The organism is Agrobacterium sp. V1 (assembly GCF_030518355.1).
GTDB classification, from domain to species: domain Bacteria; phylum Pseudomonadota; class Alphaproteobacteria; order Rhizobiales; family Rhizobiaceae; genus Agrobacterium; species Agrobacterium cucumeris.
This window is the reverse complement of record NZ_JAULSF010000001.1, coordinates 2,889,790-2,910,120: the sequence shown is the minus strand read 5'-3', so window position 1 is coordinate 2,910,120 and position 20,331 is coordinate 2,889,790. Positions and strand designations below refer to the sequence as shown.

Here is a 20,331-nt window from a genome sequence, read left to right as displayed (position 1 = left end):
GACAATGCGTTTGGGCGGGCGTTTGGCCGGAGCAATCGAAGTATTGGCGGATATTGAAGGGCGCAAACGTCCTGTCGCCGATGCATTGAAGGACTGGGGGCTTGCCCATCGTTTTGCAGGCTCCGGCGACCGGGCCGCGATCGGCAACATCGTCTATGACGCGTTGCGCATGAAACTGTCGCACGCCTGGCTGATGGATGATGACAGCGCAGCCTCGCTTGGTTATGCCGTGCTGCTGCGCCAATGGGGCAAAAGCTTTTCGGAACTGGCGGCGGAATTCGATGGCGACAGGTTCGCCCCCGCCGCGCCAGACGAACAAAGGCAGCAGGCCTTTCTTTCCCGCTCTCTCGGTGACGCGCCGACCCATATTCAGGGCGATGTTCCCGAATGGGTGCAATCTTCCTTCGAAACGGCATTTGGCGAAAGCTGGCTCACTGAAGCGCAGGCGCTGAATGAGCGGCCGACCCTTGACCTGCGCGCCAACACGCTGAAGGCAACCCGCGAAAAAGTTTTGAAGGCACTTGAGGAAAGCGGCGCGGAAGCCACGCGTATCGCCCGTCAGGGTGTTCGCATCCCTGCCGGTGAAGGCCCCTCCCGTCTGCCGAATGTGACCGCCGAACTCTCCTTTCAGAAGGGCTGGTTCGAGGTGCAGGACGAAGGTTCGCAAATCGTTGCCGATCTCGCCGGCGCGCATGAGGGCGAACAAATCCTCGATTATTGCGCCGGTGGCGGCGGCAAGACGCTGGCCATGGCCGCCAGCATGAACAACAAAGGCCAGGTTCACGCCTTCGACGCCGACCGCAAACGGCTTGCGCCGATCATCGAGCGGCTGAAGCGGGCCGGCACCCGCAACGTGCAGGTCCATGACCGTACCGCCGGGCTTGTGCCCTTCCAGGGAAAATTCGATCGCGTTCTGGTGGATGCGCCCTGCACCGGCACCGGCACATGGCGCCGCCGCCCCGATACCAAATGGCGGCTGACGGCACGCAATCTGGAAGAACGTGTGCAGCAGCAGGGTGAGGCGCTGTCGCAGGCCAAGGGTTTCGTGCGCCCGGGTGGCGAGTTGCTTTATGTCACCTGCTCCGTTCTGCCTGAAGAAAACGAACAGCAGGTCCGGCGTTTCTGCGAGGACAATCCCGAATTTGTCATCGGTTCTGCTCTGGAGCGCTGGCAGACGACTTTCGGTGCAAATGCGAACAAACCGCATTCCTCCGACGGAAAGACAGTGACGTTGACGCCTGCAACCACAGATACGGACGGTTTCTTCTTCTGCTTGATGAAACGCAAAGCATAAAAGCCGATTTGCACGCGCTGATTTTACTTGGGAAATGCCACGCGATCTTGTTTTAAAGCATTCTAAACTAGAATGTTTGACACAAGTTTGTGATTGGGTCAGAACTCGCTGGCCGCAGCGTGAAGTCTTTTCACGCCTGCCCAAGGAGAGGGATCATGATCCGCAAAACCATTCTCAGCGCCTCTTTCGCGCTTCTTGCCGCATCGGCGGCTTTCACCGCGCTTCCTGCACAGGCCGCCACTGACGCGGCTGCCGTCGTCAAGCATTACGCCGATGTCGCGCATGCGAAATACGAGGATTCGCTGACCACGGCGAAGGCGCTGGACAAGGCGATCGATGCGTTGATCGCAACGCCGAGCGAAGAGACGCTGAAGGCCGCCCGCGAAGCCTGGATCAAGGCGCGTGTTCCCTACCAGCAGTCGGAAGTCTACCGTTTCGGCAACCCGATCGTTGACGATTGGGAAGGCAAGGTGAATGCCTGGCCGCTGGATGAAGGCCTGATCGATTATGTTGACGGTTCCTACGGCACGGAAAGCGACGAGAACGAACTTTACGTCGCCAACCTCATCGCCAATCCGAAGATCAAGATCAGCGGTGAAGAGGTCGACGCCTCCAAGATCACCCCTGAACTGATCGAGAGCCTGCACGAGGCGGGTGATGTCGAAGCCAATGTGACCACCGGTTACCACGCCATCGAATTCCTGCTCTGGGGCCAGGATCTGAACGGCACCGGACCGGGCGCGGGCAACCGTCCCTACACCGACTACGACAAGGCAAAGTGCACCAATGGCAATTGCGACCGTCGCGCCGATTACCTGAAATCCGCCTCCACCCTGCTGATCAAGGATCTCCAGGAGATGGTGGACGCCTGGGCGCCGGAAGGCGAAGCCACGAAGACGGTGGAAGCCGATCCGAAAGCCGGCCTCACCGCCATTCTCACCGGCATGGGTTCGCTTTCTTATGGCGAGCTGGCCGGCGAGCGCATGAAACTCGGCCTTCTGCTGCACGATCCGGAAGAGGAGCATGATTGCTTCTCCGACAACACCTATAATTCGCATCTGAACGACGCCATCGGCATCGCTTCGGCCTATACCGGTGAATATACCCGCGTGGACGGCACGAAGATGACCGGCGCCTCGCTGGCGGAACTGGTCGGTGCCAAGGACAAGGCGCTGAATGACGAAATGACGGCGAAGCTGAACAAGACGCTCGACGCCATGCATGCGATGGAAAAGCGCGCCCAGACCGTTGAAGCCTATGACCAGATGATCGGCGAAGGCAACAAGGAAGGCAATGCCGTGGTTCAGGCGGCCATTGACGGTCTCATCGACCAGACGAAGACCGTTGAACGCGTCATCACCGCACTCGATCTCGGCAAGATCGATCTCGAGGGCTCTGACAGCCTCGATAACCCGAACGCCGTCTTCAAATAAGCGGCAAGACGGGCCGCAATGCACTGCGGCCCGTTTCTCCCATGCGCTCCTGATTTCCATGGAATTGTCACTGCTGCCGATCCGCAAGCCGTTTTTCTTCGCCGGGGCAGCCTGTCTTCTGGCATCGGCAACGCTTGCCGCGCCGTTGCGTGATGATCTGACGGAGAAAGACCGCAGCCGTGTTGAGGCCGTGACCGCGCCGACGACGGATTTTACGAAACCGGAGCCTTTCGAGGCGATGTCCGGTGGCGCGACAACCAGCACCAACAAACCCGACAGCGGCGCATTTTCGCATCCTTCCGCCACCATGCCTTTCGAGCGGAAGCAGGATTTCAAGCTCGGCAATGCGCTGTTCCAGAAGCTCTGGGTCTCCTCTCCCTCCTCCACCCAGGCATCGGACGGGCTGGGACCGCTTTATAATGCCCGGTCCTGCCAGACCTGCCATGTGAACGACGGCAGGGGCCGCCCGCCTCTTGCCGGGGAAGACGCCGTCTCGCTGTTTCTGCGGCTGGCCCGCCCGGCCCGAAACGAAGCGGAACGGGCCGCGATTGCGCGCCACGAGGTGCTGAGTTTTCCCGACGAGACCTATGGTCACCAGCTTCAAAACCTCGCCATTCCCGGCCTTGCCGCCGAGGGCAGGCCGGTCATCAACTACATTGAAACGCCGGTTCGGCTTGCGGATGGCGAAATGGTGATGCTGCGCAAGCCCACCTATGCCGTAGCGGACCTCAACTACGGCCCGCTCGGCACCGACACGACACTTTCGGCGCGTATCGCCATGCCCACACTCGGGCTTGGCCTGATCGAGGCGATCAGCGAGGCCGATATTCTGGCCAAAGCCGACCCTGATGACAAAAATGGCGATGGTATCGCCGGGCGTCCGGCATGGGTCAGGGATCATCGCACCGGCGAGGTGAAACTCGGACGGTTCGGCTGGAAAGCCCAGAATGCAAGCGTGCGCGATCAGAGCGCCAGCGCCTTCTCCCACGATATCGGCATCTCCACACCCGATGCGCCGAACGCTTATGGCGATTGCACCGATGCCCAGAAGGACTGTCTGGCCATGCCGACCGGCGTGCAGCCGCGGCTGGGGCCAGTGGAAGCCCCTGACCCGGTTCTCGATCTCGTGACGTTCTACACCGAAAACCTCGCCGTGCCGCAGCGGCGCAATGCCGGTGATGCGACCGTTCTGCAGGGCAAGCAGCTGTTTTACACCTCCGGCTGCACGGCCTGCCACACGCCGAAATTCGTGACCCGCCGCGATGCCAGCGACCCGATACATTCTTTCCAGCTGATCTGGCCCTATTCGGATTTCCTCTTGCATGACATGGGAGAGGCGCTTGCCGATGGCCAGCAGGTGGGTGAGGCGAATGGGCGGCAGTGGCGCACCCAGCCGCTCTGGGGCATCGGCCTGACGCAGAGCATCAATGGCAATGGTTTTTACCTGCATGACGGGCGCGCGCGCAGCCTGACGGAAGCGATATTGTGGCACGGTGGTGAAGGGCAAAAAGCGCGCGATGCCTTTGCCGTCTTGCAAAAATCCGACCGGCAGGCTTTGCTGGCTTTTCTGGAGTCCCTTTGATGAAAAATGCCATGCGAAAAATATCCGGCCTCGTTTCCGTGCTGCTGCTTTTGACCAATCAGCCGGCGATGGCACAGGATGTGGAACTGATGCCGCCGCCGCCGCTCGACCCCGCACAGGTGCGGAGCGTTATGGAAAAGGCGGTGAATGGCTTCATTCGCCCCGGTTATGACCACTTCCGGCAGTCGGCAGGCAGGCTGGAAGGCAGCATGAAGGCCTTCTGCGCCGCGCCCTCCAAAACAACGGATGAGGCGGCCAAAGCGGCCTTTGCCGATACCGTGGCGAACTGGTCGACCATCGAGATCGTGCGGGTCGGTCCTGTCATCGAGCAGAACCGTTTCGAAAGGGTGCTTTATTACCCCGACAAAAAAGGCCTCGGTCTGAAACAGGTGCAGCGTTACCTCTCCGAAAAGGATGAAAGCGTCACCAGCGCCGACGGCCTGAAGGGCAAGAGCGTCGCGGCACAGGGGCTTGGCGCGCTGGAATTCTTGCTCTACGGCACCGGCGCGGAGGAATTGCTCGACAAAAAGGGCGATTTCCGCTGCCGCTTCGGCGCAGCCATCGCCGGCAATATCGCCAATGTGGCGGCCGAGCTTTCCGACAGCTGGAACGCCCCTGACGGCGCGCAGAAAAACTGGACCAAGCCGGGGCCGGACAATCCCGTCTTTCGAGACGAGCGCGAGGCCCTGGTTGCCCTGCTCGGCATTCTCGTGCATGGCTCAGAGGCGATCCGTGATCAGCGGATCGAAACCTTCTACAAGGGGCCGGACAAGGCGCGTTTTCCCCGCACCGCCATTTACTGGCGCTCCGGCCTGACGTGGAAAAGCATCTCGGCAAACATCAAGGCCGTTCAGACCCTGCTGCACACCGCCGATATGGTCGAACTCGTGCCAACCGACCAGCGCTCCATCGTCAATTCCATCGACTTCATCGCCAAATCGATGATCCGCATTTCCGGAACAATCGATACGAATGTCGAAAAGGCACTGGATAAGGATGATCAGCGCGCCAAGGTGGATTATCTGCTCCTCAACGGCAAAGACCTGATCTATCGCCTCAATGACCAATATGGCGGCGCCATCGGCCTCAGCTCCGGCTTTTCCTTCGCCGACGGGGACTGAACCGATGATATCAGGCGCCAAGCGGATGTTGATAGATCGGCGCAGCTTCATCCGGGCAGCGGGTATTCCCTTTCTTGCTGCGTTGGCTCCCCGTTCACTTCATGCGCTGGAACGGGCAGACGCGGTCTTTGCCTCCGCCTTCCGCGCCCGTGACGGCTCCTACGGCATTGCAACGGTGAGCGAACGCGGCGAGATCATCGACCGCGTTGCCCTTCCCGCCCGCGCCCATGGAATGGCGACAAGCCACGCGACCGGCATGGCGGTGGCCTTCGCGCGCCGGCCCGGCACCTTCTTCATGGCCTTCGATCCCGCGCGGCACCGCGAGACGATCGTGATGCACACGCCGGAGAACCGCCATTTTTATGGTCACGGGCAATTTTCGCCCGATGGGGCGATCCTCTATGCCAGCGAAAACGACTTCGACGGCAATCGCGGTGTTATCGGGTTATACGACGCCAAAAACAGATTTACCCGCATCGGTGAATATGATGCGCACGGCGTCGGTACGCATGACATGACAGTGAGCGATGACGGGCGATTGATCGTGATCGCCAATGGCGGCATCGAAACCCATCCGGATTTCGGCCGCACCAAGCTCAATATCGACAGCATGCAGCCGTCTCTCGTGCTTCTGGACGCCGCAACCGGGCAGCTGATCCAGAAACATACGATGCCGGACGGGCTGCGACAGCTTTCCACCCGCCATGTCGGTCTTGGCGATGACGGCCGCATCTGGTTCGCCTGCCAATATGAGGGGCCGCGCAACGATCTGCCGCCGCTTGTCGGCCATTTCGCCAAAGGCGAGGACCTGGCCTTCGTCGATCTGCCGGAGGAAACAACGGTGCGCCTTGCCAATTATGTTGGAGCCATCGCCGTCAATCGGCGCGAGGGACTGGTGGGCCTGACCTCGCCCAATGGCAATGCCGCCGTGACACTGGATGCGAAAACCGGGCGGGTGGTTTCAGAGGTAAGCGTGCGCGAAGCAGCGGGCGTTGCCCCCGCCGCCACGGGCATTGCGGTTTCTTCCTATGACGGATTTTTCGAGGCGCTGCGCAGCGACGTGGCATGGGACCAGCATATCGTGCGTATCTCCAGCTAAAATACTGAAAAGGCACGGGAACAAAAGCCCAGCAGGCGCATTTGATGCGTCATGAAAAACCTGAACGTGTACGTTGTTTTTGTGGTTGTCGTTGTTGCCATCGGGGCGCTGATCGGCGTCAACAATGTGCCGGGTGAATGGTATCAGTCGCTGCAGAAACCATTCTTCAATCCGCCCAACTGGATCTTCGGCCCGGTCTGGACCACGCTTTACGTGCTGATCGGTATCGCCGGTGCACGCACATGGATCAGGAAGCGGATGGGAACGCGCATGCGCCTCTGGTTCACCCAGATGGTGCTGAATTTCCTGTGGTCGCCGATCTTTTTCGGCATGCAAAGCCCGGCGGGCGCACTGGTCATCATCATTCCGATGCTGGTGTGCATTTTGGCGTTCATGGCCCTTACCTATCGCCGTGACCGAATATCCATGTGGCTTTTTGTGCCCTATGCGTTGTGGGTTGCCTTTGCCACAGTGCTGAATGCGAGTATCGGCATCCTGAACTAATTTCTCCCTGCCCGGCCCTTGCCTTGCCTGCCGTCCCGCGCCATGTCAGTTTGCGATGGGACTTAAAGCAGGCAGGTAGGCCATGGAGATCACGGATCCCGGCGATTTTCGTCAGCGGATAGAAAGAAGCTTTGCGCGACAGGGCGTGGTGCAGGCAATCGATGCTGAGATCAGCCGTATCGAACACCGGCTGGTGGAAATCGAACTACCCTTCCATGAAAAGCTGACGCAGCAGCATGGTATATTGCATGCCGGCGTCATCGCCGCCGGTCTGGATACGGCCTGCACCTATGCCGCCTATACGATCATCGAACCGGAAGCTTCGCTTTTGACCATCGAGTTCAAGGTCAACCTCATGTCGCCGGGCCGCGGTGAGCGGTTCCTGTTTCGCGGCGAGATCATCAAGCCCGGCAACAACCTGATCGTCGCCGATGGCCGCGCTTATGCCCTTGCCGACGGTCCCGCGAAGCTGATCGCCTCCATGACTGGCACGATGATGGTGGTGAAGGGTCGCGAGGATATTACCGGATGAGCTACCGGCTTTTGCATGTCGCGGATAAATCCGTTCTTTTCGTCATGGCGGCCTCGGCCGAATATGGTCCTCATCTGCAGGCAAGAATTTCCCCCCTCATGACCGGCGTCGGCCCGGTCGAGGCGGCGATTTCGGTCACGGCAGTTCTTGCCGGTCTCGATGCGGCGGATCATCTGCCTGATCTCGTCGTTTCGCTCGGCTCAGCCGGCTCGCGGACGCTGGAACAGACCGGCATCTATCAGGCGATTTCGGTGTCCTATCGCGACATGGACGCCTCGCCCTTCGGTTTTGAAAAGGGACGTACGCCGTTTCTAGACCTGCCGGCCGAGGTGGCCTTGCCCTTCCGCATTCCCGATATTGCCGAGGCGCGGCTTTCCACCGGCGGCAACGTGGTTTCCGGCGCTGCCTATGGCTCGATCGATGCCGATATGGTGGAAATGGAGACCTTTGCCGTTTTGAGGGCCTGCCAGCGTTTCGGTGTGCCGCTCATCGGCCTGCGCGGTATTTCCGATGGCAAGGCGGATGTGAACCACGTGGACGACTGGACGGAGTATCTGCATATCATCGACGAAAAGCTGGCAGATGCCATCGACCGGCTTTGCCGCGCCATTGAGGAGGGCGTGATCGCCCTTTGAAACCTTGCGATTTTCGCAAATTTCCGCTGTTCGATGCCCGCTTGCGGGTTGCCTAAAGCCGCCATTTTCTTTAAAGGCTCGCCATGACCCAGATAGCCCATCCCGACAGCATTCTCATCATCGATTTCGGCAGCCAGGTGACGCAGCTCATTGCGCGCCGCATCCGCGAAGCCGGGGTCTATTGCGAAATCCATCCGTTCCAGAATGCCGCAGAGGCGTTTGAGAAGCTGCAGCCCAAGGGCGTGATCTTCTCCGGCGGCCCCGCATCCGTGACAGCGGAAGGCAGCCCGCGCGCGCCGCAGGCGGTGTTCGACAGCAAGGTTCCGATCCTCGGCATCTGCTACGGCCAGCAGACGCTCTGCACGCAGCTCGGCGGCGTGGTCGAGGGCGGCCATGCGGCGGAATTCGGCCGTGCCGATATCGACATCAAGAAGGCAAGCCCGCTGTTCGACGGCTTCTGGGAACAGGGCAAGAGCTATCCGGTCTGGATGAGCCACGGCGACCGCGTGACGAAGCTGCCGGAAGGTTTCGAGGTCATCGCGACCTCCGAGAACGCACCTTTCGCCATCGCAGCCGACGAGGCGCGCCACTATTATACCACCATGTTCCACCCGGAAGTGGTGCACACGCCTGACGGCGGCAAGCTGCTGTCCAACTTCGTGCACAAGATCGTTGGCTTGAAATCCGACTGGACGATGGCGGCCTATCGCGCCGAGATGATCCGCAAGATCCGCGATCAGGTCGGCACCGGCCGCGTGCTCTGCGCGCTCTCCGGCGGCGTCGATTCCTCGGTTGCGGCTATCCTCATTCATGAGGCGATCGGCGACCAGCTGACCTGCGTTTACGTCGATCACGGCCTGATGCGGCTTGGCGAAAGCGAGCAGGTCGTCGGCATGTTCCGCGACCATTACAATATTCCGCTTGTTCATGTTGACGCAGCCGATCTGTTCCTCGGCGAACTCTCGGGCGTTTCCGATCCGGAAGCAAAGCGCAAGACCATCGGTCGTCTGTTCATCGAAGTCTTCGAGGCCGAAGCGGCCAAGATTGCCGCCGATGGCAAGGGCGCACCGAAGTTCCTGGCGCAGGGCACGCTTTATCCTGACGTCATCGAAAGTGTTTCCTTCTCCGGCGGCCCGTCCGTCACCATCAAGAGCCACCACAATGTCGGCGGTCTTCCCGAGCGCATGAACATGCAGCTCGTCGAGCCGCTGCGTGAGCTTTTCAAGGACGAAGTCCGCGCGCTTGGCCGCGAACTCGGCCTGCCGGAAAGCTTCATCGGTCGCCATCCCTTCCCCGGCCCGGGTCTGGCGATCCGCTGCCCCGGCGCGATCACCCGCGAGAAGCTCGATATTCTGCGCAAGGCGGATGCGATCTATCTCGACGAAATCCGCAAGGCCGGTCTCTATGACACCATCTGGCAGGCCTTTGCCGTGCTGCTGCCGGTTCAGACCGTCGGCGTCATGGGCGACTACCGCACCTATGACTTCGTCTGCGCGCTGCGCGCCGTGACCTCGGTGGATGGCATGACGGCGGATTTCTATCCCTACGACATGAATTTCCTCGGCCGCGCCGCCACCCGCATCATCAACGAAGTGCGCGGCATCAACCGTGTTGTCTACGACGTGACGAGCAAGCCGCCCGGCACGATCGAGTGGGAATAACGCCTACAATAGGCATAGCTTAGACGATGACGCCGCGACTAGCTCGCGGCGTTTCTGTTTTGTCTTGTGAGGTAGATGATCTGGGCGGTCAGGCCAACCACGAGGATCGCCAGCAACCCGCCCTGAACGCCGAGGAGCAGCGGCGACTTCAAATCGGTAACAAAGGGATGACCATCCGGAACACGGCGCAGGGTCTCGGTCGCCGTCGGCACCATCAGGAGAAATGCGCTCACACTCAGACAGATGGTTTCTATATATCTGGCGATGCGCGTTGAGCCGAGAATGCGCTCAATTCCGTAACCTGCGAGCAGGAACAGGATGGTCAGCGCGCCAATGGCGTAGCTGACCGGCTGATGCGCCACGAGGAAGGCCGTCGCAGCGCCAATCAGCATGGACACAAAATAGATTGCACCCGGCCTGGATCGCGGAACGATCCGACCGTGACGGGCAAACATGTAAATGGCCACGGGAATGGCGGGCAGGCTGCCGAGTGTGTGGACCCAGCCAAGCGGAGAAATTCCGAACATGAGATTGCCTTTCTCTTCCATAAGGGCGGTGGCGGCCCGGGGAAGCAGACTGTTGACGACTGATCTGGAAGCGTAATGCTGTCTATTTACCGGGTCGGGATGTCGCTCAGGTCATGCATTCACCTCCCTCGCGACGTTTCATTTTCAAGCTGTGATGCGCTCCAGCATGGGGCGGGTTATCGCGCCAAAGGCTGCGGCATCACCGTAGGCGCGGGCCGAGAGCATTGCGCCATGCACGGTGGCCATGAACATTTCGGCATTGGTGTACGCTGTTCCTGTCAGCACAAGGCGCCTTTGCGCAGCCCCGCGCTCCAGCACGGCGGTAAGCCAGTCCGAGAGGCTTTGAAAATGCGCACGCACTTCAAGAACCACAGATTCGGGAAGGACGGGTATTTCAGTGGCGAGCAGAGCGCAGACGCAGAAGGGATGGGTCGCATCAGCGATACAGCCTTCCCAATAGCCGATATAGGCGCGAAGCTGTTCGAGCGGGTCGGAGATGTTTCGCTCCAGCTCGGCGAGCCCGGCTGCAGCTTCCTGCCTGTACTGCTCGACCAGTTTGCGGACCAGGTCTGACTTGTTCGGGAAATGGTGGTGAATGCTGGCATTGCGAATGCCGACCACGCTGGAAATATCGGCGTAGCTGAAACCGTTGTAGCCGCCGCTTACAATCAGGGTACGCGCGCAACGAAGAATTTCATCGGCCTTGGTTTGTGGGTTTTTCATATTCATTGCCTACCAACTAGTAGGTAGATTGTCAACTCAGTGCACCATGGTGTTATTTTCTGGAGTTCCCCTGCCTGTCGGGAAATGTAGTTGTTCTCTTTTCGTTCTTTTAATTTCTTCTGGCAATGATAATATCGCGGCCTTGGCAAAGGCCGTGGAGTATCGTCATGGGTTTCGAGTTGACGGATAAAGGAGGTGTGAGGCAGCTTTTCTTTGAAGGGCTGGAGACGCCAAAAATACAGCGCCTTAATCCGCGATTTCGCAGCAAGCTTCTCTTATTGTTGAAGCCGCCGGCAGCCGTGGCCGATAGAATCTTTGCCGATGCTTCACAGTATGCAGAAGGACGGACAAGGCGTGCAGCCTATCCGGCGGAGCTTCTGCATATCACGCTGCTCTGTATCGGATGTTTCGAGACTGTGCCTCACGGGCTGATAAACAAGCTGAAGGCGGCGCTGGGGGAAATCAATGCGCGGCCCGTTCCTATCACTTTCGAAGAAACGTCGCTTTTTGGTAATCGCAATAGTCTGGTGCTGCGAAGCAGCCGCGATATGCCGGAAATCAAGGCTCTGGTGAAGATATTGCAACGCGCCCTTTGGCGGGCAAATCTTCCCTTTGTTACGGCATCATCTTTTACGCCGCATCTCACCATGATCTATGGCTGTGGGAAGATTGAGCTTATGCCGGCCGGTAAACCCTATAGCTGGCTGGCGGGCAATTTCGAACTTGTCTTCAGCCATAATGGCGAAACAAGGCACGAGCCGCTGGCACGTTTTGCGCTTTCAGCGAAGGCGGATCGTTATGAGCGGCCTGAGAGCCAGTTATATTTATCGGAAAAAGTGATCGGCCCGTCAAAGCGGCCGAAACAGAGTGCAGCATCTCGATGACGTGCACTCGAAGCGGCGGAACAATCCCGCGCTGACAATTTATCCCGCACCTGTCCTTCGAGGACTATGCGGGAACCTTCCTGTGTGAATACGGAACGCTTCTTGAGCCATCCGCGACGCATCCACCTCGCCCGTCGAAAACCGGCGTGGATTTCGACCCCGAGCGCAAGCGAGGCGGTGCCGCCTCGCTACAAATAATAGCCAGCTTAGAGCTGTACCTTGTCGAAAGCCTTACCGTCGATGCCGAGGGCTTCGAGATCGGCACGGGCGGGCTTGCGATGTGCGCGAACAGCGGCCGAAACCGAGAGCGCTGCACCGAGAACGGCGAAAGTTTCACCGAAGAAGTTACGCGATGTCTTTGCAACCTGACGCATTTTTCTCTCCATCTTTGATGCCCAGATAATGGGTATTTTCGGCCTCTTCTACAACTCATGATGTAGCAGGGAAGCCATGCAGCTTTGCTCGCGCTCGTTTGGATATCAGCTATGGCGATTTCGCATGGCTCAGACGTCACACCCCGACAGGCCTGCAAGGGACCTCGGACATGGGTTGAATAAGCCGGATATTTTGTTATGCCGGAAAGCTGAATACAAAGAGGCTGGCAGCATGACGATCACCATTTACGGCATCAAGAACTGCGACACGATGAAGAAGGCCAGAAGCTGGCTGGAAACCAACGGCATCGACTATTCTTTTCATGACTACAAGACGGTCGGCATCGATCGCGCCCATCTGGAGACATGGTGCGATGCCGCGGGCTGGGAAACTGTTATGAACCGCGCCGGCACGACCTTCAAAAAGCTGGATGATGGCCAAAAGGCCGATCTTAGCCGCGAGAAGGCCATCGGCTTGATGCTGGAGCAACCCTCCATGATCAAGCGTCCGGTACTCGAGGCCAAGGGCAAGATAACCGTCGGTTTTAAACCGGAAACCTACCAGACGCTTTTTGCCTGAGCGCAGCCGCCATGTCCAAAACGACCCGCGCCACCCAGATGCTGACCAAGGCTGGTATTACCTTCACCACCGTCACCTATGATTACGACCCGAATGCCGACCGCATCGGCCTGCAGGCGGCCGAGGCGATTGGGGAACCGCCGCATCTGGTGTTGAAGACACTGATGGCGGAACTGGATGGCAAACCGGTCTGCGTCGTTGTGCCTTCCGACCGTGAGGTGAGCATGAAGAAGCTTGCCGCCGCCTTCGGAGGCAAATCCGCCAGCATGATGAAGCCTGCCGATGCGGAGCGCGCCACCGGTTACCATGTTGGCGGCATCAGTCCTTTCGGTCAGAAGAAACAGGTGCCAACGGCCATTGAGGCTGATGCCATGGCACATGCGCATGTTTACATGAATGGCGGGCAAAGAGGGTTACAGGTGAGACTTTCGCCCCGCGATGCGCAGGCAGCGCTGAAGGCCATCATCGCTCCGCTGGTGGCGGACTGACGCTTTTCCCACCTCTTTTGAAAGCATTTGGCTTTCGAAAGGAATGGGCTATGGTCGGCGCCTCCGATTGAAATATACGAAGGCAGACCATGACCGTTTCTCCCATCGATCCCGTCAACCTCGAAAAACTGGCCGAAGTCGCCGTAAAAGTCGGCCTGCAATTGCAGAAGGATCAGGATCTGGTGATCACTGCGCCGCTGGCGGCGCTGCCGCTGGTGCGGCTCTTGACCAAACACGCCTATCTGGCCGGCAGCGGGCTGGTCACCACCTTCTATTCCGATGAAGAAACCACGCTATCGCGCTACCGCCACGCCAGTGACGCGAATTTCGACCGGGCTTCCGACTGGCTCTACGAAGGCATGGCGAAGGCCTATGCCAACGGTGCGGCGCGATTGGCGATTGCCGGCGATAACCCCATGTTGCTGGCAGAGCAGGACCCGGCCAAGGTGGCGCGAGCCAACAAGGCCAATTCCACCGCCTACAAGCCGGCGCTGGAGAAGATTTCCAATTTCGACATCAACTGGAACATCATTTCCTATCCGAACCCCTCCTGGGCTAAGCAGGTTTTCCCCGGTGTCTCCGAGGACGAAGCGGTCCGCAAGCTCGCGGACGCCATCTTCGCCGCCTCGCGGGTGGACCTGGCCGACCCGGTGGCAGCCTGGGCAGAGCATAACGCCAATCTCGCCAAGCGCTCGGCATGGCTGAATGGCGAGCGCTTCTCATCACTACACTTCACCGGCCCCGGCACGGATGTAAGGATCGGGCTGGCAGACGGCCATGAATGGCATGGCGGCGCTTCCACCGCCAAGAACGGCGTAACCTGCAACCCGAATATTCCGACCGAAGAAGTATTCACCACACCGCATGCGCTGCGCGTGGATGGTTACGTTTCCAGCACCAAGCCCCTTTCGCATCAGGGAACGCTGATCGACGATATCCGGGTGAAATTCGAGGGTGGCCGGATCGTCGAAGCCAAGGCTTCGAAGGGCGAAGCGGTGCTGAACAAGGTGCTCGACACCGATGAAGGCGCTCGGCGTCTCGGCGAAGTGGCGCTGGTGCCGCATTCCTCGCCGATCTCGGCAAGCGGTATCCTGTTCTACAACACGCTGTTTGACGAAAACGCCTCGTGCCACATCGCGCTTGGCCAATGCTATTCGAAGTGCTTCGTCGACGGTGCTTCGCTGTCGCAGGATCAGATCAAGGCGCAGGGCGGCAATTCCAGTCTCATCCATATCGACTGGATGATCGGTTCCGACAAGGTGGATATTGATGGCGTGAAGCCGGATGGCTCCACGGTTCCGGTCATGCGCAAGGGCGAATGGGCCTGAGGACGCTTACCTCGGTAACTGGCTGCGCTGACTGAGCCAGATACTGAAAAGCACCGCAACAAACCCGGCGATCTGCGCTGGCGTGAGGCTTTGGCCGAGCGCCAGCCAGCCCAGAAGAGTTGCAACGACAGGGCTTAGAAAACCGAGCGATGCCGCAGCCGAGGGCTCTATGCGGGCAAGCCCGCGAAACCACAGAAGATAGGTCAGCGCCGCACCGATGAGGCCGAGATATGCCATGCCGAGGATATTGGCGGCGGTTGGTGTTGGCAGGGCCGGTTCCAGAACAAAGGCAACCGGCAGGAGCAGAATGCCGCCCGCGGTCAATTGCCAGGCGGTGAAGGTGAGATTGGAGACCGGCGGTCGCCATTTGCGGGTCAGCACCGTTCCGAAAGCCATGGAGACGGCACCGGCAAGGCCTGCGGCAACGCCGATACCATCCAGCGCCGCTCCGGGCGTCAGCACCAGAAGTGCGACGCCCGCAATGCCCAGCAGACCGGCGGCGATGGCAAGCGGCCTGACGGGCGCGGCCAGAAACAGCCGGGACAGGCCAATGACGATGAGGGGTTGCACCGCACCCACCGTGGCCGCCACACCGCCCGGCAGCCGATAAGCCGACACGAAAAGCATCGCCCAGAAGAACGAAAAATTCAGCGCGCCAAGAATGAAACTGCGCGGCCACCAGATGCCTTGCGGCAGCTTCCGGACGAGCAACAGCAGCAGGATGCCCGCCGGCAAAGCACGCAACATGGCGACATGCAGAGGGTAGCCCTGTGGCAAAAATTCCGTGGTGACGAAATAGGTGGTTCCCCAGATGGCAGGGGCAAGCGCGGTCAACAGCACATCGGCGGCGTAAGTCGGATTTTTCTTCATTTCAAGAATCTCTATATCAAGATAAATCCACTCTAGTCGATTTTATCTTGACGTCAAGATATCAATTGTTATGCCTTGGTGATGAGCAAAGAACCGCTGGACCACGTCGATCATATTCTGGCGCAATGGCGCAAGGAGCGGCCCGATCTCGATGTCGGCCCCATGGGCCTGCTTGGGCGCCTGCACCGGCTCAGTACACATCTTGGCCGCGAGGTTGAGGCGGTACTCCTGAAACACGGGCTCTCCTCCTCCGCTTTCGATGTGCTGGCGACATTGCGGCGGGCCGGTCCGCCCTATCGCCTTTCCCCCGGCGATCTGTTGGCCATGACCATGGTGAGTTCCGGTACCATGACCAACCGAATCGACCAGCTGGAAAAGGCCGGGCTGGTGGAGCGCGTTCACAACCCGCAGGACCGGCGCAGCGTATTGATATCGCTGACGGAGCGTGGACTTGCCATTGTCGAGGATGCCGTCGGCGCGCATGTCGAAAACCAGCATCGTCTGGTTGCTCATCTCAGCGAAGAGGAGCGTGCGGCGCTGAACGAGTTGCTGAAGCGCTTTTTGCAGGGTTTCGAGCAGTAGATTCACGGATCAGACAAACATCCAATCAAACCAGCGATCGGCGCTTGTTTTGGCGAAAAAAGTCCTGTAAGCAATTCTCCATAAACCTGTACTACAGGTTGGAGGAAAAATGTATAGCGCCATTTCTCATGAAACCGGTCTCGTCAGCAGCACGATCGGCGCGATCACGCGCCATATCCGCGAAAACGAGCTTGCCCCCGGGGCAAAGCTGCCAAGCGAGCTTTCGCTTTCCCAGCAACTCGGCGTTTCTCGCACCGTCGTTCGCGAAGCTTTCCGGTCCCTTTCGGCCATGCGGCTGATCGACGTCAGCGCTGGCAAGCGAGCCACCGTGGCGACGCTCGATCATGGTGCGATGTCGCTGATGTTCGAGCATGGCATTCACACCGAGCAGATCAACATCCAGCAGATTTACGACGTGCGCCGCACCATCGAAGTCAGAACCGTGACGTTGGCGGCGCTGAGGCGCACGGATGCGGAAGCGCTCACCATTCTCAACCATGCCAACGATATGGAACGGGACTTCGGCGACAATGACAAAGTCATGGAGCACGATCTCGCTTTCCATCTCGCCATTGCCAAATCCTCGAAGAACCCGGTTTTCGAACTCATCCTTGGCGCTTTTCAAAATGTGACACGCCAGACATGGCCGATCGGCTGGAAAAGCCGCACATCCGACGCGCAGCGCCACACCACGGTCTCGCTTCACATTGAGATCGGACAGGCCATTGCCGCAGGCGATCCACAAATGGCGTCAACGCTGATGGCGCGGCATTTCGATGAAAGCGTGCACGCGCTTCTCGCTGCAGGTATCGCCTGATTTTTCAACACAGTCCCAGATGGCAAACTGCCTTCCTCTGGAGGAGAGAGACTCATGAAAATTACGAAAATCGAGACCGTCCGCGTGGCGGAACGGGCAAACCTGCTCTGGGTTCTGGTCCACACGGATGAGGGCATTACCGGGCTCGGCGAAACCTTCTTCGGCGCCGAGACGGTGGAAACCTACGTGCACGAATATATCGCCCCGCGCGTGATCGGCCGCGATCCGCTGCAGATCGATCTTCTGGCTCAGGATCTCGTCGGTTATCTCGGCTTCCGCTCATCCGGTGCGGAAGTGCGGGGCAATTCCGCCTTCGATATCGCGCTCTGGGATATTTTCGGCAAGGCCACCAACCAGCCCATCGCCCAGCTTCTCGGCGGTTTCAGCCGCAAGGAAATCCGGACCTACAATACCTGCGCAGGTACGGAATATATCAAGAAGGCGACCGGCCAGCAGACGGCGAATTACGGCATGGCCGACGGCAGGGATTATGACGATCTCAACGGCTTCCTGCACCGGGCGGACGAGCTTGCCCATTCGCTGCTGGAAGACGGCATTACGGCCATGAAGATCTGGCCTTTCGATGCGGCGGCGGAGAAGACGCGCGGGCAATATATCTCGATGCCGGACCTGAAAAGCGCGCTCGAGCCGTTTGAAAAAATCCGCAAGGCGGTCGGCGACAAGATGGATATCATGGTGGAGTTTCACTCCATGTGGCAGCTTCTGCCCGCCATGCAGATCGCCAAGGCGCTCACGCCATACCAGACCTTCTGGCATGAAGACCCGATCAAGATGGACAGTCTTTCCAGCCTGACGCGGTATGCCGCCGTGTCGCCCGCGCCGATTTCCGCATCCGAAACGCTGGGTTCCCGCTGGGCCTTCCGCGACCTGCTGGAAACCGGTGCTGCCGGCGTGGTGATGCTTGACATCAGCTGGTGCGGCGGGCTTTCGGAAGCACGCAAGATCGCCTCCATGGCGGAAGCCTGGCATCTGCCGGTCGCGCCGCATGATTGCACCGGGCCAGTGGTGCTTTGCGCCTCCACACATCTGTCGCTCAATGCGCCGAACGCGCTGGTGCAGGAAAGCGTGCGCGCCTTCTACAAGACCTGGTATCGTGATCTCGTGACCGCATTGCCTGAAGTGAAAAATGGCATGATCACCGTGCCGCCGGGTGCCGGCCTTGGCATGGAGCTGCATCCGGATATCGAAAAGACCTTCACTGTCAGCCGCCGTTTTTCGGATGCGGCGTCGATCTGATCAAAAAAGACTGCCTTGATTGCCGGGGTCTGAAGAAGCCGGTTTCGCCGGCTTCTTTTTTTGTGCGGCGGCGGCATCCGGGGACGGCGTTCCCTCTCCCGTGGTAATGGCGGAGACGCGACCGTCGGCAAATTCCATAGACACGACAGCGCCGGAGGCAATGGCCGCGGCACGGGTCAGCGGCCGGTTCTCTTCATCACGGATCACGGCATAACCGCGGTTCAGCACGTTCTTATAAGAGAGCGATTGCAGGATGCGATTGTGGGCTGCAAGGCCGGCGCGGTTCTGCGTCATGCGATGCAGGACGGCGGTATCGGCCCGGCGCGCGGCGGTGACGACGCGTTCCTTCTGCCGCTCAAGCTGGCCAAGCAGGCGGGCGGGTAGCGAACGCAGCGCGGAATCGAAGGCATCGACGCGGCCTTTGCCCTGCAAGAGCCGGCGTTCCACCAAGGTCTCGGCCCGGTGCATACGCTCGGTGATCCTCTGCCTGTGGTGTTTGAGACCGTTCAGAAGAGTTTCCGGCCGAAGCCCCGAAGCGGAGCGCTCAAAGGCGCGGCGCTTGTTCAGCGTGGTCATTTCAAGCCCACGACCGAGACCGCTTGCGGCCTCGTCAAAACGGCGGCGCGGCAGGGCCAGAAGCTGGTCGAGCGACGGCAGCGCCCGCACCAGCGCCCGCAAGCCCTGGCGGCGATTGTCCATCTGCCGCGACACCGAGCCGGAAAGGCGGGCAGCAAGGCCGGAAAGCTGCGCTTCCAGTTCCGCGCGCACCGGCACGGCAATCTCTGCTGCTCCCGTGGGCGTCGGTGCGCGCACATCGGCGGCATAGTCGATCAATGTCGTATCCGTCTCGTGTCCGACGGCGGAAATCAGCGGAATTTCACTTTCAGCCGCGGCGCGCACGACGATTTCGTCGTTGAAGCTCCAGAGGTCCTCCAGACTGCCGCCACCACGGGCAACAATCAGCACATCCGGGCGGGCGATCTCACCACCGGGCCGAAGCGCGTTGAAACCGCGAATGGCGTTCGCCACTTCCTCGCCCGAGCCTTCGCCCTGCACCTTGACCGGCCAGACGACGACATGGACGGGAAAACGATCCGAAATGCGGTGAAGAATATCACGGATGACAGCGCCCGTCGGTGAAGTGACGACGCCGATGACATGCGGCATGAACGGCAGGCGGCGCTTGCGGGCCGCATCGAACAGCCCTTCCGCCGCCAGACGACGGCGGCGGTCTTCCAGAAGCGCCATCAGTGCGCCGGCACCGGCCGGCTCGAGGCTTTCGATGACGATCTGGTATTTCGAGGAGCCGGGAAAGGTGGTGACCTTGCCCGTCGCGATGACTTCCATGCCCTCTTCCGGGCGGAACTTCAGCCGCGAAAACGTGCCCTTCCAGATCACCGCATCGATGCGGGCGCGATCATCCTTCAGCGAGAAATAAGCGTGGCCGGAAGAATGCGGGCCACGATAGCCGGAAATCTCGCCGCGCACCCGCACCTGCTCGAAAGCCGTCTCCACCGTGCGCTTGATGGAACCCGACAGTTCGGACACCGAGAACTCGGCAAGATTGCTCAATGCGGCGTGGGAGAAGATATCGCTCATGACCGTTTGTAACCAAAACCCGTCGATTCGGAAATGCCGGTGCTCGCCAGCCCGATTTTAACGGCGATGAAACCATATCCTCAACTAACGAGTTAGGAAAACAGGGAACGGAGGAGAAAACAAGGGTTCGTTAGGGAAGAAGACGCTAGGTCTTGTCCTAGGCCCGGCAACCAAAGAGGAGGCGGCATCCATGATTTTTCTTACCGCCACAGTGCTTGGCGTAACCGCAGTTGCGTTGCGTTCTGTCTTCAGCATCATCTTCATCTGCATGATGATTATCGGCGCATATGGTGTAGCAATGGCGCTTTCTTCCACGGCCGTGCCGTTGATGTCGCTGCTTTTGGCGCTAGCCGGTTATAATTTTGGCGTCGTCGGTGTTGTCATCGGCCTTCTCGTGCTGCAACGCCCGCGCTCGACGCAGCCGACACTTTAAAAGCTCAC

The 20,331-nt window shown here is 59.6% G+C and carries 22 protein-coding genes; 17 read left to right on the top strand and 5 right to left on the bottom strand.

What is annotated here, in order from left to right; genetic code table 11:
* Window positions 1-4 precede the first annotated feature (4 nt).
* From QSV77_RS13990 to guaA, 9 genes are all read left to right on the top strand, one after another.
* Entirely contained in the window at window positions 5-1,294 is a 1,290-nt protein-coding gene (locus QSV77_RS13990; RefSeq protein WP_302733840.1) for an RsmB/NOP family class I SAM-dependent RNA methyltransferase, read from the top strand.
* A gap of 155 nt (window positions 1,295-1,449) precedes the next feature.
* A complete protein-coding gene (locus tag QSV77_RS13985) occupies window positions 1,450-2,727 on the top strand; it encodes an imelysin family protein (RefSeq protein WP_302733839.1) in 1,278 nt (425 codons plus the stop codon).
* 58 nt (window positions 2,728-2,785) lie between these two features.
* On the top strand, window positions 2,786-4,309 hold the full coding sequence (locus QSV77_RS13980) for a di-heme oxidoredictase family protein (protein WP_302733838.1): 1,524 nt from the start codon (window positions 2,786-2,788) through the stop codon (window positions 4,307-4,309).
* Window positions 4,309-5,430, top strand: coding sequence for an imelysin family protein (locus tag QSV77_RS13975; protein WP_302733837.1), 1,122 nt, complete (start codon window positions 4,309-4,311; stop codon window positions 5,428-5,430). Before QSV77_RS13980 ends, QSV77_RS13975 begins: the two co-directional genes overlap by 1 nt.
* Before the next feature lie 4 nt (window positions 5,431-5,434).
* Window positions 5,435-6,529, top strand: a complete 1,095-nt coding sequence (locus tag QSV77_RS13970; RefSeq protein ID WP_302733836.1) for a DUF1513 domain-containing protein — start codon at window positions 5,435-5,437, stop codon at window positions 6,527-6,529.
* 51 nt (window positions 6,530-6,580) lie between these two features.
* On the top strand, window positions 6,581-7,033 hold the full coding sequence (locus QSV77_RS13965; RefSeq protein ID WP_302733835.1) for a TspO/MBR family protein: 453 nt from the start codon (window positions 6,581-6,583) through the stop codon (window positions 7,031-7,033).
* Window positions 7,034-7,115: 82 nt separating this feature from the next.
* Window positions 7,116-7,565, top strand: a complete 450-nt coding sequence (locus tag QSV77_RS13960; protein WP_065114661.1) for a PaaI family thioesterase — start codon at window positions 7,116-7,118, stop codon at window positions 7,563-7,565.
* Window positions 7,562-8,200 (top strand): 5'-methylthioadenosine/S-adenosylhomocysteine nucleosidase, encoded by a 639-nt coding sequence (locus QSV77_RS13955; RefSeq protein ID WP_142840873.1) that lies wholly within the window; start codon window positions 7,562-7,564, stop codon window positions 8,198-8,200. Before QSV77_RS13960 ends, QSV77_RS13955 begins: the two co-directional genes overlap by 4 nt.
* 83 nt (window positions 8,201-8,283) lie before the next feature.
* Window positions 8,284-9,861: a glutamine-hydrolyzing GMP synthase gene (gene guaA / locus QSV77_RS13950; RefSeq protein WP_110755693.1), complete on the top strand. Its 1,578-nt coding sequence runs from the start codon at window positions 8,284-8,286 to the stop codon at window positions 9,859-9,861.
* 38 nt (window positions 9,862-9,899) lie between these two features.
* Here the strand turns inward: guaA and QSV77_RS13945 are convergent, their stop codons facing one another.
* Both QSV77_RS13945 and QSV77_RS13940 read right to left on the bottom strand, forming a co-directional pair.
* Complete coding sequence (locus tag QSV77_RS13945) at window positions 9,900-10,388, bottom strand: hypothetical protein (RefSeq protein WP_302733833.1); 489 nt, start codon at window positions 10,386-10,388, stop codon at window positions 9,900-9,902.
* Between the two features lie 144 nt (window positions 10,389-10,532).
* On the bottom strand, window positions 10,533-11,111 hold the full coding sequence (locus QSV77_RS13940; RefSeq protein WP_302733951.1) for a TetR/AcrR family transcriptional regulator: 579 nt from the start codon (window positions 11,109-11,111) through the stop codon (window positions 10,533-10,535).
* Window positions 11,112-11,278: 167 nt separating this feature from the next.
* Here QSV77_RS13940 and QSV77_RS13935 point away from each other — a divergent pair, with 167 nt between their 5' ends.
* Window positions 11,279-11,995 carry a 2'-5' RNA ligase family protein gene (locus QSV77_RS13935; RefSeq protein WP_302733832.1) on the top strand — a complete coding sequence of 239 codons (717 nt, stop codon included), beginning with the start codon at window positions 11,279-11,281 and terminating at the stop codon, window positions 11,993-11,995.
* A 206-nt stretch (window positions 11,996-12,201) separates the two neighbouring features.
* Here the strand turns inward: QSV77_RS13935 and QSV77_RS13930 are convergent, their stop codons facing one another.
* Window positions 12,202-12,369, bottom strand: coding sequence for a hypothetical protein (locus QSV77_RS13930; protein ID WP_003503889.1), 168 nt, complete (start codon window positions 12,367-12,369; stop codon window positions 12,202-12,204).
* 232 nt (window positions 12,370-12,601) lie between these two features.
* Here QSV77_RS13930 and QSV77_RS13925 point away from each other — a divergent pair, with 232 nt between their 5' ends.
* The 3 genes from QSV77_RS13925 (at window position 12,602) to QSV77_RS13915 (ending at window position 14,765) form a co-directional block, all read left to right on the top strand.
* Window positions 12,602-12,949 (top strand): ArsC family reductase, encoded by a 348-nt coding sequence (locus QSV77_RS13925; RefSeq protein WP_142840868.1) that lies wholly within the window; start codon window positions 12,602-12,604, stop codon window positions 12,947-12,949.
* An 11-nt stretch (window positions 12,950-12,960) separates the two neighbouring features.
* On the top strand, window positions 12,961-13,437 hold the full coding sequence (gene ybaK / locus QSV77_RS13920; protein ID WP_271360565.1) for a Cys-tRNA(Pro) deacylase: 477 nt from the start codon (window positions 12,961-12,963) through the stop codon (window positions 13,435-13,437).
* Window positions 13,438-13,526: 89 nt separating this feature from the next.
* A complete protein-coding gene (locus tag QSV77_RS13915) occupies window positions 13,527-14,765 on the top strand; it encodes an aminopeptidase (RefSeq protein WP_302733831.1) in 1,239 nt (412 codons plus the stop codon).
* Between the two features lie 6 nt (window positions 14,766-14,771).
* On the opposite strand, the gene QSV77_RS13910 is transcribed toward QSV77_RS13915, so the two are convergent.
* Window positions 14,772-15,635 (bottom strand): EamA family transporter, encoded by an 864-nt coding sequence (locus tag QSV77_RS13910; protein ID WP_302733829.1) that lies wholly within the window; start codon window positions 15,633-15,635, stop codon window positions 14,772-14,774.
* Between the two features lie 81 nt (window positions 15,636-15,716).
* Between QSV77_RS13910 and QSV77_RS13905 the strand changes: the two genes are divergently transcribed.
* The 3 genes from QSV77_RS13905 to QSV77_RS13895 all read left to right on the top strand — a co-directional run bounded on the left by QSV77_RS13905 (window position 15,717) and on the right by QSV77_RS13895 (window position 18,291).
* The gene (locus QSV77_RS13905; protein WP_302733828.1) at window positions 15,717-16,217 is read left to right on the top strand and encodes a MarR family winged helix-turn-helix transcriptional regulator; all 501 of its coding nucleotides are present in this window, start codon (window positions 15,717-15,719) and stop codon (window positions 16,215-16,217) included.
* Window positions 16,218-16,326: 109 nt separating this feature from the next.
* Window positions 16,327-17,034, top strand: coding sequence for a FadR/GntR family transcriptional regulator (locus QSV77_RS13900; RefSeq protein ID WP_302733827.1), 708 nt, complete (start codon window positions 16,327-16,329; stop codon window positions 17,032-17,034).
* A gap of 54 nt (window positions 17,035-17,088) precedes the next feature.
* Window positions 17,089-18,291, top strand: coding sequence for a mandelate racemase/muconate lactonizing enzyme family protein (locus tag QSV77_RS13895; protein ID WP_142840864.1), 1,203 nt, complete (start codon window positions 17,089-17,091; stop codon window positions 18,289-18,291).
* Here QSV77_RS13895 and xseA read toward each other — a convergent pair whose 3' ends face one another.
* Window positions 18,292-19,890 (bottom strand): exodeoxyribonuclease VII large subunit, encoded by a 1,599-nt coding sequence (gene xseA, locus QSV77_RS13890; protein ID WP_302733825.1) that lies wholly within the window; start codon window positions 19,888-19,890, stop codon window positions 18,292-18,294.
* A 190-nt stretch (window positions 19,891-20,080) separates the two neighbouring features.
* On the opposite strand from xseA, the gene QSV77_RS13885 reads away from it, so the two are divergent.
* The gene (locus QSV77_RS13885; protein ID WP_080818188.1) at window positions 20,081-20,323 is read left to right on the top strand and encodes a hypothetical protein; all 243 of its coding nucleotides are present in this window, start codon (window positions 20,081-20,083) and stop codon (window positions 20,321-20,323) included.
* Window positions 20,324-20,331 lie beyond the last annotated feature (8 nt).